Below are 13,598 nucleotides of genomic sequence, written 5' to 3' on the forward strand. Positions count from 1 at the left end.
TCCGCGCGGCGCCGCGGCGCTACCACCCTGATCGCCCTCGGGTTGGTCGTTCACCGTGCCGGGCCCTCGGGCGGGTCGGGATCCCCTTGGAGGAGTTCGTCGGGGTGGTGGGCGTGGTTGACTTGCGGCGGGCCGGTGCCATCGGTCCAGCCGAGTCGTCCGTTGTCGGTGACCTGGGTGTGAAGCTCGCCGCAGCTGGCCCTGGCGTGGTGGGGGCCGCACCCGAAGTAGAGTTTGTCGGCGTCGGTGCGGCCGCCGTTGCCCCAGCCCGGCGAATGATGCACCTCGCAGTGATAGCCCGGTTCCAGGCAGTTGGGGTGGGTGCAGCCGCGGTCTCGGGCATAGCAGATGAGTCTCTGGTCGGCGGTTGCGACGCGTTTTTGCCGGCCCAGATACAGCGGTCTCGCGGTGTGGTCCTCGAACACCGCTAAGTAGTGGATCGCCTTGGCGGCCATGCGGATCAGATCAGGCATCGGCAGCCTCGAGCCACCGCCGGTGCGTGCGGGTGGCGGCATTGGAATCGACTCGTCGACCACCGCATGGGCGGCCCGGTCGAGTTCGGCCAATGTTGTCGTGGCTATCACCGTGACGGGGTGACCACGGTGCACACCGAGCTTGCCGGAAGCGATCGCGGTTTTCATGCCGAGTTTGAGAGCGTCGTGGCGGCGTTGGGCGGGCGTGCGCGCGTCGCGCGGCTCCAAATCGCGCTCCCTGCCATCGGGGTGGTGCCGACCGGGCCGCACCGCCGCTTCGATTGCTTCGAAGTACGCGCGGGCCTCAGGGTCGAGTAGTCCGCTCAGTGGTGACATGCCGTCGGGTCCTTGCGGTCCCAAGCGCAACCCGCGACGGCGGGCACGATCGGTGTCGTCGAAATGACCGTCGGGATTGAGGTGGTCGGCGATGCGCTGACCCAACTGAGCGACGACACCGGCGTCGAGTTTGCCCGCATACTCGACCAGGGTGCGCTCGGCGTTGGCCACCTCAAGGGGCGGGGTGCAGGCGGGGAGCACATCGACCGCTCGGCACACCGCGCGAATGTGATCCTCGCCCACCGCGCCGGCCTGCACCGCGGCCGCCAACTCCGGAAATTCGGGCGGCACCGGCGGGCCGGTCAGCGAACGCCGCGGCCGAATCCGCGCCGCGAGCCGGAACCGGCGGGTGATTTCGGTGGGGGTAAGGCGCAGCCGCCCCCACAGCTTTTCGCGCACCGCCGCCACCATCCCGGTTTCGTCGGGCGGGTCGGCGAGTTCACCGAAGAACCGGTACATCAGCCCGCGGTTGGTGCGCTCTTGAGTTTCCAGCCGCTCGGCGACATCGAGACGAAAATCGTTGCCGACAATGTCCGATGAGGTGTCACGCATGACCTCCTGGGCAGCGTCGATGGCGTCAAGAGCAGCGCTGATCCGCTGTCGGGCCTCCTCGGCGCTGATCGGTGAACCCATGCCCCGACGCTATGCGGACCCGGTGACAAAGCCCCCGAAAAACCCGGCACGCCGAGCCGCCCCGAGCTTGGTCTATGGATGAAAACCTCACTGTGGATAACCCCGCCCGCGCAGCCCCCGTCCCTCCCAAGAAGTCGGCGCCGGGAGTTAGACTGCGCCGCCCGCATTCCCACGGGGGGTGCTCATCGAGGCTCACCGACACCCATCGCCTTGATCAGCTTGATCAGCCCCTGCGCCGCAGGGTCGCCGCGAGAGCCGGCCAAATCTTGTGCACGACCGCCCCGGCGGCCTCCCCCACACCAGCGGTCAGCCGTTATGACCTGCTTTAAAGATGCGGCAACCCGGGCTTTAAAGATGCGGCAACCCGGGCAGCGGAATGTGCGGGACCACCGGGCCGGGCAGATGCGGAACCGGGATGCCCGGGCCGGGGATGGCGGGACCGGGAATCGGGAGCGGCCCGATCGGCACCGGCGGCGGCCCGACCGGAACCGGCGGGGCGGGCACCGGCACCGGCGGTGGCCCGACCGGAACCGGCGGGGCGGGCACCGGCACCGGCGGCGGCCCGACCGGAACCGGCGGGGCGGGCACCGGCACCGGCGGCGGCCCAACCGGAACCGGCGGGGCGGGCACCGGAAGCGCTGGCCGTGGAGGCGCGGGCGGAGCGGCGGGCACCGGGGCGGGGGCGGGAGCCGGGGCTTTGGGAACCGGCGGAGCCTGCGGCGGCGCAGGCGCGGGGTTAGCCGGCTGAACCACCCGTGGGTGTGCGAGGCTGGGCCGCTGATCGACGTGTGGCCGAATCGCAACCGCCAGCGCGATGACCAGCGCCACCACCCCGGCAACGAACAACGTCAACACGCTCATGGCCACCAAAAACGGCTTACCCGCGCGCTCCTGCTCGCCCTGCTCGGCACCGAAGTCCGGGTAGGCGCCGGTCGCGAAATCTTCCTGGTCGGCGGCCGCGGTGAAGGCCTCGGGCCCGCCGGCCAATACGGTGGCGGCGCCGGTCTCCTCCGGAACCGCGCTGTAGGCAAGACCCTCCTCGACCGCGGGGGGCCCGGCCGGAACGTCGAGGTAGCCGGCGGCAACGTACGGATCCACCGCGCCGGTGCCCGGATCCTGAGCGTAGGCCATGGCCGCGGTGGACGACGCGAACAACGGCGCGTTCGCCGATGCCAGCGCCGCTCCCCGGGCCAAGGCCGTCTCGGGCTCCTCCGGGGCGCTCAGCACAAGCGTCGTCGCGGCCTCCAGCTGTGGCTTGATCGCGGCGACATCGACCCCCTCGGAGCCGACGACGAACAGGCCATCCGGGCGCGATTCCAGCGCTTCCGCGGACGCGGCCATCGCCGCCAATTCGGCCACCGCATCGGCGTCGTCCTCGGGCAAGGGCCGGCGACGGACATCAAAGACCGACCCGTCGGCGGAGTCGACGACGGCCAACGTCGCGGTATCGGGTTCAACGAACAGCAGCCCGGTATGCGCAAAACCGCTCGCCGTGCCCACCGCCTGGGCCAGTGCGGCTGCGGCTAAAAACGCCGAGACCAGCATGACGTTCTCAATCTTGCGGCCCGCCAGCATGTCGCGCAGAGCGGCGGCCTCGGCGGGATCGGTCCAGGCCACGCCGATCGACGCCAGTTGGTAGCCGCTTTCGGCCGCACCTTCCCGGGTTCCCAAGATCGCCGCAATCACCTGATTAGGCGCGCTCGACGCCGCCGGGTCGTGAACATCGGGCACCTCGAAGCGCTCGGTATCGACGATGACGCCATCGGCGTTTTCGCCCTCGACCAGCACCAGCTGCACCGTCGTGGGTGCCATCGACACCCCAAGTACGGTTTCCACCGTCCCTCCCAGGTGATTTGCCGGCCGATCCGCCACCCGCCTAAGAAGCCTACCGCGCTGGCCGACAAGCACCAACATCGTCGCCGAGCCGTCCTACACCACGACCACGCGCGATTAGCTGTGCCGTGGCATGACGGTTGTCGGGCCCCCGCGGTCACCTCGTTTTATACCGGTTTTATACCGCCCGCTATCGCAGCACGGTACGCACCCGCCGCAGGTCGAGGATGCCCGGCGGGCCTTTGTCGATGGACAACCGAGCCTGTTTCTCCCGGATATCGCCGATGTCGAGCTTGCCCGGGGTGAAGCCGGCGGCCTCAAAGCGGCGACTGCGCCGCGCCTCGGCCTCGACGGCGTTGACGGGCGGTTCGTCGTAGGCGCGCCCACCCGGATGGGCAATGTGGTAGGTGCAGCCGCCGCGCGAGATGCCGGAAACAACGTCGACAAGCTCGAACCGCAGCGGACCGTCGACCGTGATACTCGGATGCAGCGCGCTGGGCGGTTGCCAGGCCCTAAACCGCACGCCACCGACCTGGATGTCGGGGTTGTCGGTGGCCAGCAACGGCATCGGGTAGCCGTTGCACGTCACCACGTGACGGTCCCGATCGGCGCCGATGGTTCGGACCTGAATGCGCTCGACCGAAGAGTCGACGTAGCGCGCGGTGCCGCCGGCGGTGGATTCTTCGCCGAGGGTGTTCCATGGCTCGATGGCTCCACGCAGCTCGATTTCCACGGCGTCGAACACGGCGGCGCCGATGCGCGGGAAGCGGAATTCGGTGAACGGATCCAGCCAGCTGGTCTGGAAGTCGATGCCGTGCGCACGCAGGTCTCCGGCGACCTCGGCGATGTCTTGAATCAAGAAGTGCGGCAACAGGTATCGGCCGTGTAAGTTGGCGCCGTGGCGGATCAGCGGGGCGCGCAGCGGCCGGTCCCAAAACCACGCCACCAGCGAACGCACCAGCAGCGACTGCACCATTGCCATCTGCGGGTGCGGCGGCATCTCGAACCCGCGCAACTCCACCAGGCCGAGCCGGCCACGGACGGCGTCTGGGTTGTAGAGCTTGTCGATGCAAAACTCGGCACGATGGGTGTTGCCGGTGATGTCGGTGAGCAGGTGTCGCAGCGCCCGGTCGGTCAGCCACGGCGCGGCTCGGTTCCCTTCAGGTGGCACCCCCGCGCTCAGCCGGGCGATCTCGGCAAACGCGATCTCGAGTTCGTAGAGCGCCTCGGCACGGCCCTCGTCGACGCGCGGCGCCTGCGAGGTGGGGCCGACGAACCGCCCGGCAAACAGGTAGGACAGCGACGGGTGCCGCTGCCAGTACGTTAGCAGCGAAACCAGCAGATCCGGGCGGCGCAACAGCGGAGAGTCCGCGGGCGTGCGGCCGCCGAGCGTGATGTGGTTGCCGCCGCCGGTGCCACCATGGGTGCCGTCGACATCAAACGACTCCGTGGATAATCGGGCCAGCCGCGCCTGCCCGTACAGGGTTTCCAGCTGCTGCGATTGTTCGGCGAAGGTGGCGGTGGGCGCGATGTTGACCTCGATGACACCGGGATCGGGGGTGATCGTCGTCGACTTCAAGCGCGGGTCCGGCGGCGGCCCGTAGCCCTCGACCACCACCGGACAACCAACCTTTGCGGCCGCGACCTCCACCCGGGAGACGAGGTCGACGAAGTGCTCGAGTGCCTCGGTGGGCGGCATGAAGACGTGTAGCAGCCCGCCGCGAACCTCGGCGACCATCGCGGTCGGTGGCGCGGTATCGGGGTCCACGACCACCGCCGGTACCGACACCGCGGGGCGGGGTTCCACCGACAGGGTGGACCCGACGGTGAGCGGGTCAACGTCCGGTGAGACGCGTGGCGGTCGCCAGCTGATCGAATCCAGCGGCAGCCGCAGGCCCGCCGGCGAGTCCCCCTCCAACAGCACGATGCGGCCGCGACGCAGCCGCCAGTCCGCGCTGGCCCAGCCGATCCTGTCGTCGCGCCGATGCAGCGGCAACACGAACGCCGCCGGGGCGGTGACGGATTCATCCAGGCGCTTCAGCAGTGCGGCGCGGCCGGCGGCGCCGTCCCGGCCAGTTTCGGGGGCGAGGTCATCGCCCGATTCCACCGGTTCGCCGCTGGGCATTCGCACTTTGGCCGCCAATCGGCTCAGCGGGTCCTCGTAAGCCGGGCGCACCTGGCTGAGCGGCAGCCCGAGACCCTCGGCGATCCGGGAGAGCACCCGGTAGGCCGCCTCGCCGTCGACGGTTTTGGCCGCCGGGGCGGCCGCCTCATCACGCCAGGGGTCGGCCAGCAGCGCGTCGTTAATCCACAGGGGCTGGCCGTCGGTGCGCCAGTAGAGCGCAATCTGCCAGCGCGGCATCGGCTCTCCCGGATACCACTTGCCCTGCTGGTGCTGGATGAGTCCGTGCGGCGCCCATACCGCCTTGAGTCGGGCGGCCAGATCCGATGCCCGCCGGCGCTTGTCTGGGCCGTCGGCGGCCGTCGTCCATTCCTCGTCGAGTCGGTTGTCCACCGACACGAACGTCGGCTCGCCGCCCACGGTCAAGCGGACGTCACCGGCGGCTAACCGCTCATCGACGCGCCGGCCGACCTCGCAGATCGCCTTCCATGCCGGGTCGGAGTAGGGCCGGGTGACGCGTGGGTCTTCGTGGACGCGACTGACCGCGTTGGAGAACTCCAGCACGGTGTGGCAGGCCTCGGTGGCGCCGCTGATCGGTGCCGCACTCGCGGGGTGCGGCGTCGCGGCCAAAGGGATGTGGCCCTCGCCGGCGAGCAGCCCCGACGTCGGGTCCAGCCCGATCCAGCCCGCTCCGGGAAGGTACACCTCAGCCCAGGCGTGCAGGTCGGTGAAGTCGGCAGCGGGTCCAGCCGGCCCGTCGAGGGGTTTCACGTCGGCGGCCAGCTGTATCAGGTAGCCCGACACGAACCGCGCCGCGAACCCCATCTGGCGCAGGATCGACACCAGCAGCCACGCCGAGTCCCGGCATGAGGCGACGCCGCTGCGCAGCGTGAAATCCGGTGTCTGCACACCGGGCTCCATGCGCACGGTATAGCCAATATCGGTGTTGATCGCGCGGTTCAGCGCGACGAGGAAGTCGATAGTCCGGGTGCCATCCGGCACCGAGAAGTTGCGCACCCACGCGCGCACGAGCTCGCCGGGGCCAGAGTCAGGGCCGTCCTCGTCGACGGGCCGCAGATACGGCTCGAGGTCATCGGCCAGCGCCTTGGGGTAGCTGAACCCGGGTGCTGAGCCACCGGTGCCGTCTGCGCCGGCGGCGGAAGGCCACGTCTCGGCCCAGTCCTCGATGAAGAAGTCGAACGGGTTGATCACCTGGAGGTCGGCGATCAGCCCGACGGTGACGCTCAGCCGGCGCATGCGATGCGGAAAGACCAGCCGGGCCAGGAAGTTGCCGAACGCGTCCTGCTGCCAGTTGAGGAAGTGATCGGCCGGCTCGACCCGCATCGAGTAGGCCTCGATGGGCGTGCGCGAGTGGGGTGCCGGGCGCAACCGCACGGTGTGTGGATACACCTCGACCAACCGATCGAAGGTGTAGCTGGTGCGGTGCTCCAGCGCGACCTTGATGCTCATAGCAGCCGATCACATCACAAGATCCCGACCGCCGCGCGGGACGCGCAGCTCTCCGACACCGGCCGCCGACCGCAGTCGGAACAGCCGAGATCACGCCCGCAACGCCTCTTCCTCGCATGGCACCACGTCGACGGCGACGTCGATCACGCTGTTCTCGGAGTTGGTGTAGATGATGCCGCGCAGCGGCGGCACATCCACGTAGTCGCGGCCACGGCCCACGACAATGTATCGCTCGTCAACCATCTGGTCGTTGGTGGGATCGAACCCCAGCCACTCGTCCGGTGGCGTCCACACCGCCGCCCAGGCGTGGGTGGCGTCGGCACCGATCATGCGGTCCTTGCCCGGCGGCGGGTCGGTGGCCAGGTAGCCGGACACGTAGCTGGCGGCCAGGCCGTTCGCGCGCAGGCAGGCGATCGCCAGCCGGGCGAAATCCTGGCAGACCCCTTCGCGGGCCGCCAGCATCTCCCACACCCCGGTGGACACCGTCGTCGAGCCCGAACGGTAGGTGAAGTCGGTGTGGATGCGCGAGGTGAGGTCCCGCAGCACCTCGATCAGCGGACGTGCCGGGACGAAGCTGGGCGCCGCGTATGCGCGCACGTCATCGGTGATCTCCGGGGGGTTGAGATCCAAGGTGAACTCGGTGGCGAGCGCACCGCCCGGTCCGGTCGGGCGGGCCGCCTCCCAGGGCGCGCGCGCCGATTCCCGTTCGTAGTGGTCCGCGGGCGGCGGATCCACCTCGACGATGGCGGTGCTGGTGATCGTCAAGGCCCGGTGCGGCTCGGTGACCTGGAAGTAGGAGCTGATGTTGCCGTAGGTGTCGCGGCTCAGGGAGCTGTCGGCGGGCGCGGGGTCGATACGCAACTCATGGGCGAGGCAGCGCTGCCGCTCGCAGTCACGCGGCCGCAGAAACCCGCGGCCATAGGAGTTGGTCACGACATCGGAGTAGCGGTATTCGGTGCGGTGGGTGACGCGGTAGCAGCGGGTGTGCCGGCCGGTATGGTCGCTCACGGCACCAACCGCCGGTCGGATCCCCACAGTGGCCGCATCTCACCGGGCACCGAGAGCTGGGATGCGCTGATGACGCCGGACAATTCGCGCAGCCCGGTGTGCACGTCGTCGAGCAGCCCGATCAGCTCGGCACGCTCCCCCTGCGCGGTAACCGCGTCGAGATCGGCCGGGTCGACCCGGCGCAGCCGGGTGGTGATCTCGTCGACCAACCGCTCGGCCTTCGACGAGCCGGACGCCCCCGGCAGCGCCTTCAAATCGCCACCCAGCCGCTGCAGCTGGTACGCCAGCGACCGCGGATTCTCCGGCTCGAAGAGCACCAGTTCGGCCACCGCGGCGACGCTCACCGCGCCCAGATTGCGCCGCAGGTAGATCACCGATGACTCGCAGGCCACCAGCGTGGATTCGGTGATGGCGTGCTCGGCGGCCGGGCTGCGGGCCTTTCCCAGGGTGGCCCGCAGCAGCGCGGTCAGCGATAGCCCACGCTCGATCCGTTTGCCGATATCGGCCATGGTCCAGTCGACGTCACGAACCATCGACTCGGCGGCCACCCCGGACAGCGCCAGCATCCCCGCCAGCGTCAGCCGATGCACGGAAGCGACCGCGGTGTCATCGGCGGCCGGTTCGGGGGGCCGACCGGGGCCGCGTCCCGCGAGCTGCGCCAGGGCGCGTTCGACGCCGCCGAGGACCATCCAGGTGTCCTTGGACATCTGGTCGCGCACCGCCCGGGCCGCCGACCCCAGGTGTTTCACCGACTGCGCCAACGAGCCGGCGCGCTCCGCGTCGACGGTCAGTGACCACAGGATGCGCGGTGCGGCGGCGACCCGATCGGCGTCGGCGAGTTCGGTGTCGGTCCCGGCGATCTCCTCGAGCGCGCCCAACAGCACCGGCACGCATTCACTGCCCGCCATTTGCGGGCGGTAGCGATATTCGTGGTAACGCTCCCGGGTGACGTTGAGCAGCCGGGCCATGTTCTCGGCACGTTCGGCATAGCGCCCCAGCCAAAACAAATCCGAGAGCACCCGCGGCGAGCTGACATCACGGATGCCGCTGGGCTTCAACGCGGGCAGCTCCCCGGCGGGAACCGTCACCTCGACCTGGGCTCGTGTCGGCGGCCGGACCCAGATATCTTTTGCCGCAACTGTATTCAGCCTATACGCGGAGTCACCGGGTGCCAGCACGTAGCCCAGGCCGCCGATCATCGGCGCGTAGCCGCCACGTTGTGAGACGGTGAATAACCGCATCCCGACGCTGGCGGCGCCCAGTCCGCCCGGGTAGTGCCCGGTCGGCGCCGAGGAAAATTGCGGCGGCTCTTGACCGACCCACTGCCACGGGGCGGCCTCGATGCGTGCCGCCAACGCCTCCCGCTGCGCCGAGGACAGGGCGGACCCGAGAACGGTCCGGCCGCCGGTGGTGGGCTTGATCAGCAGAGACGACAGCCGGGTGAGCAGGTGCGAGCGCTCGGCGTCGATACCGCCCCAATACAGCGGCGCCGTGGGCAGTAGCGGGGTCTCGCCCAGCAGTCCCCGGGCCATCTCGGGCAGGAACCGCAGCAGCCCAGGGCTTTCCAGGATGCCGCTGCCGAGGGTGTTGACCACGGTCACCGCCCCGCGGCGGAGCACCTCGACCAGCCCCGCCACACCCAACAGGGAATCCGAACGCAGGTCGAGCGGATCGGCGTATTCGGCGTCGACGCGCCGCAACACGACGTCGACCTGCTTTAGCGTGCCCAGCGACCGCATCCACAACTTGCCGGCGCGGACCACCAAATCCGCGCTTTCCACCAGCGGGAACCCCAGCACCGAGGCCAGATAGGCCTGGTCGAAGGCGGTCTCGGAGTGAATGCCGGGGCTCAACACCACCACCACCGGATCGTGGGCGGTCTCGGGAGCGACGTTGATCAGCGCCAGCCGCAGCGTCTGCGCGAACGGCGAGACGGGCCGCGGCCTGACCCGCTCGTAGAGGTCCGGGGCGGCGTGGGCGACTACCCGGCGCCCGGCCAGCGCGTATCCCGCGCCCGACGGCGCCTGGGTCCAGTCGGCGTTGACGACAAAGCCGCCGGAGCGATCCCGGCTGACGTCGCAGCCGTACAGGAAAAGCTGGTGCCGCCCCGGGATCGTGATCCCGCTGGCCGCCCGGACATAGCCGGGATGGGCGAACAGCAGCTGGGGCGGCAGCAGTCCGCCGGTGATCGCCCGCCGTGGCCCGTAGAGGTCGGTCAGCACCGCATCGAGCAGTCGGCTCCGTTGGACCACACCGGTTTCCAGTGTGTCCCAGTCTTGCGGCGATACCAGCAGCGGCAGCCCGTCCAGCTGCCACGGCGTGGGCGCCACGGCACCGTGGCCGGGGGTGCGAGTCTCCTCGCCCTGGTCGTCGACCGCGATGTAGGTAATGCCGTCGTTGTCGACCAGGGTGCGCACCGTCGCGCGCAACCGGTCCAAACCCGCACCCCCCCGCTCCCCGATGACCTCGGCGAACTCCGACCAGTCCGGCCGGATGTTGCCGGCAGCGTCGATGAACTCGTCGTAGCCTGCAACATCGGCGCGCCCGCCGCGCACGTCGAACAGGGTTTCCTGGGCCCAGGCGGCGCGATAGCCGGCGACGAGCCGGTCGGGGTCGGCAGGCGCGGCGGTCACCGGGGATATCGGTTCGGGCAACGACACCGAGCTACCTCCGGACAGCTACCAGATTCTGGCGGCGTCCGGTCAGGACGAGAGGCACGGGGGCGGATTGGCGCCGGCCGACATTCACATCACCGATCCCATCACAATCGCCGCAGGGCCGCAGCACCGAGCGGGTGCGGCATCGATCCTTCCACCGGTGTGGCATAGCGAACAGCATCGATTGGGACGCGGTCGCTCAACGCGAGTCGGGCGGAAATTGATCGGCTGGCACCAGGGACCGGCCCGGAGACCGGCCCCGAGAAGTCGACGAGCGGTCTAGCTAGATCTAGCTAGATCCCGTGCATGTCGCCCATCGCGGGCATCGTCGGCATGCCGAGCGCCATCGCAACCAACATGTAGGCCATGCCGACGTTCATCGCCGCCAGCGTGACCGAAATGCTGAGGTCGGCTCCCGAGTGCCTGGCGGCGACCGATCCGGCCGGAGAGCCCAGGTCGGCCCGACACGGTAGCGCACCGGTGAGCCAACCGGTCGCCTGCAATGTCGCCCAGGCCACCAAGGGCCAAGTCAGCCACTTGAACCAACCGCTCGGCATCGCGAACATGTACGCGAACATGTAAGCCATGCTGGCCATGTCCGCCGCGGCAGCCACCCACAGCCATCCGAGGCGTTTGCCGCGACCTGAGACGGCAGCAACGTAGGCCAAGATCGCGGCTGCCCCCACAGCGAACAGCAGCTTGCCGACCTCGGCTCCCACGAGCGGCTGCCGCACCACTGCGAACATCTCGATCATCCCCAGCGCCATCATCACATGCGCCACATGCCAGAGGCATCGACGTGCCGACCTGTCCCGCAAATGCCAGACATGGGCCACGACCACCGCGACGTAAACCAAGACGGCCGCCACCCGCAGCTTAGGCGGCAGCCATGGATTGGCCATCCCCATACCAGGAACGGCAAGGCTGGTGGCGGACACCGCCACAACGACAATCGCTACGATTATTGCCGCGCATCCCGCCACGGCCATGACGGAAACGGGGGCCGGCCGTGCCACCCCGCCCTGCCTACTCGACGAGTTGCCGATCGGCGCAAGGCTGACTATGCCATCGTTGCGCATACTCATGCTCATCTTGTCCCTTTTCGTCCTCGGCTGTTGGCCAACATTACGCGGCGCACCGCTCCGCGAGGAGTGGCGAATCCGACGCGTTTGATACACTTTCCGACATGCGGATCGCGGTGGTGGCGCTCGACGGCGTGTTCGACTCCGGACTCAGCGTTGTGCTGGACGTGCTGACGACCGCGAATTCGATGCGCGAGAACCTGGGGGCGGCTCCACCCGCGTTCGAGGTGACCGTCGTAGGGCTGACCGCCGAGGCCCGAACTGGACAAGGATTGCGAGTTGAGACGGTCCCGTTATCGGCGGTAACGGCGCTACCTGAGCTCGTCGTTATTCCTGCGCTCTCAGCGAAATCTGCGGATCAGATCCTCACCCTGGTCAGCAAGCATCCGCTGCTCGGCTGGCTGCGCACGACACATGCCGCCGGAGCTGGCGTCGCGGCGGCGTGCACCGGCACCTTTTTGCTAGCCGAATCCGGAATTCTCGACGGGCGCACCGCCACCACAAGCTGGTGGCTGGGCCCCGCCTTTCGGCAGCGATATCCGGCCGTCCAGCTCGACGACGCATCCACCCTCGTTGTCGACGGAACGATCACCACCGCCGGTGCCGCGTTCGCCCACATTGACCTCGCCGTTTCGATCGTGCATCGGCATAGCCCCGCTCTGTCTGAATTCGCGAGCCGATTTTTGATGGCTGGGGAGCGCCAATCGCAGTTCGCCTGCGCGATGCCCTCGATACTTGCCGATTCAGACCCAATGATCGCTGCTTTCGAGCGATGGGTTCGCAACCATCTGGACGAACCCGTGCGAGTTAGCGACATGGCTCAAAGGCTTGGTGTCAGCGAGCGGACTTTGCAGCGCGCGACGATGCGTGTGCTCGGGATTTCACCGTTAAAGTTTGTTCAAAAAATTCGGCTCGATCAGGCAACCTTCTTGTTGCAGACCTCAAACCGATCGGCGACTTCGGTCGCCGCGGCCGTCGGCTACCAGAATGTCGCCTCGTTGCGCCGCCTGGTACGGCGTAATGCGCACTCCCCGTTGGGCGCAATTCGAGGTCGCTGATCGAGACCGCGCTCGGCATTGGCGAATCTAGCGATCGGTACGATCTCACCCCGCCGGTGGCAAGAACCTGACCTCCCGACACTTCGGACGAGTTTCCCCGGGATCACCGCCACGAGGTGCCCGCGATTGACGCGAAACTGCACGAATGGCTCGGCCAATCCGGCAGCACCCTGTCGAAGACCGGTTACCCCTCTGACTGCCGGTGTCCGGCGGCCGGGCAGCTTGGGCTTGGTCGGTGGTTTCTGTTTAACCTCAGAAGTCACTTTTACAGCTATTAGCACTTCTGTAACTTTAGACACAGAAATTCCGACTCCTCAGGCGCTATAACAACTTAAGTAACTATAACAACTTCCGTCACTCTGTTATCAATAGTCACCGTCACACCGGGCACCCCGATAAATTTACTGCACCTCAAGCGTTGACAGCTTTCACGCTGATTTGTTAAATGTATTAAATGGTGCGTATTCGGTCCCCACTTCCTGCGGTTACCGTGTACAGATCGCTGCTGAAATCCGCGATCATCGCCGTTACCATTTCCCTGTTCATTGATCCTTCCACCGGCATGGCATACGCCAGCAGCATCGATTGGGACGCCGTTGCGCAATGCGAGTCGGGCGGAAATTGGTCGGCCGACACCGGGAACGGGCACTACGGCGGCCTGCAATTCAAACAGTCGACGTGGGAGGAAAACGGCGGCGTCGGGTCACCGGCGAAGGCGTCGCGCGAAGAGCAAATCGCCGTGGCGGAGCGGGTGCTGGCGACCCAGGGACCCGAGGCCTGGCCCAAGTGTGGGCCCGATCAAAAATTGTTCCCGGCCGAAGTCGTCAACGCCGTGCGCTCCGGCCATCCGTTGCACACCACCGTCAAAAAGCTGTGGTCGAAACTGCTCGCCCCGTGACGGGCCGCTGACCAGCCGATGGTGCCCG

The 13,598-nt window shown here is 68.1% G+C and carries 8 protein-coding genes; 2 read left to right on the top strand and 6 right to left on the bottom strand.

The window, feature by feature from the left end:
* Nucleotides 1-50 precede the first annotated feature (50 nt).
* From QJR12_RS12935 to QJR12_RS12960, 6 genes are all read right to left on the bottom strand, one after another.
* Complete coding sequence (locus tag QJR12_RS12935) at nucleotides 51-1,442, bottom strand: HNH endonuclease signature motif containing protein (protein WP_300582864.1); 1,392 nt, start codon at nucleotides 1,440-1,442, stop codon at nucleotides 51-53.
* A 348-nt stretch (nucleotides 1,443-1,790) separates the two neighbouring features.
* Complete coding sequence (locus QJR12_RS12940; protein ID WP_300582867.1) at nucleotides 1,791-3,278, bottom strand: hypothetical protein; 1,488 nt, start codon at nucleotides 3,276-3,278, stop codon at nucleotides 1,791-1,793.
* Nucleotides 3,279-3,465: 187 nt separating this feature from the next.
* A complete protein-coding gene (locus QJR12_RS12945; protein WP_300582869.1) occupies nucleotides 3,466-6,867 on the bottom strand; it encodes a transglutaminase family protein in 3,402 nt (1,133 codons plus the stop codon).
* A gap of 90 nt (nucleotides 6,868-6,957) precedes the next feature.
* Nucleotides 6,958-7,875 carry a transglutaminase family protein gene (locus QJR12_RS12950; protein WP_300582872.1) on the bottom strand — a complete coding sequence of 306 codons (918 nt, stop codon included), beginning with the start codon at nucleotides 7,873-7,875 and terminating at the stop codon, nucleotides 6,958-6,960.
* Nucleotides 7,872-10,535 (bottom strand): circularly permuted type 2 ATP-grasp protein, encoded by a 2,664-nt coding sequence (locus QJR12_RS12955; protein WP_300582875.1) that lies wholly within the window; start codon nucleotides 10,533-10,535, stop codon nucleotides 7,872-7,874. Before QJR12_RS12955 ends, QJR12_RS12950 begins: the two co-directional genes overlap by 4 nt.
* A gap of 290 nt (nucleotides 10,536-10,825) precedes the next feature.
* Entirely contained in the window at nucleotides 10,826-11,611 is a 786-nt protein-coding gene (locus QJR12_RS12960; RefSeq protein ID WP_300582878.1) for a DUF5134 domain-containing protein, read from the bottom strand.
* 107 nt (nucleotides 11,612-11,718) lie between these two features.
* Between QJR12_RS12960 and QJR12_RS12965 the strand changes: the two genes are divergently transcribed.
* Nucleotides 11,719-12,672, top strand: coding sequence for a helix-turn-helix domain-containing protein (locus tag QJR12_RS12965; protein ID WP_300582882.1), 954 nt, complete (start codon nucleotides 11,719-11,721; stop codon nucleotides 12,670-12,672).
* A 562-nt stretch (nucleotides 12,673-13,234) separates the two neighbouring features.
* Nucleotides 13,235-13,570 (top strand): transglycosylase family protein, encoded by a 336-nt coding sequence (locus QJR12_RS12970; protein WP_300583424.1) that lies wholly within the window; start codon nucleotides 13,235-13,237, stop codon nucleotides 13,568-13,570.
* Nucleotides 13,571-13,598 lie beyond the last annotated feature (28 nt).

The sequence above is a fragment of the Mycobacterium sp. genome, from assembly GCF_029961025.1.
Classification (GTDB): Bacteria; Actinomycetota; Actinomycetes; order Mycobacteriales; family Mycobacteriaceae; genus Mycobacterium.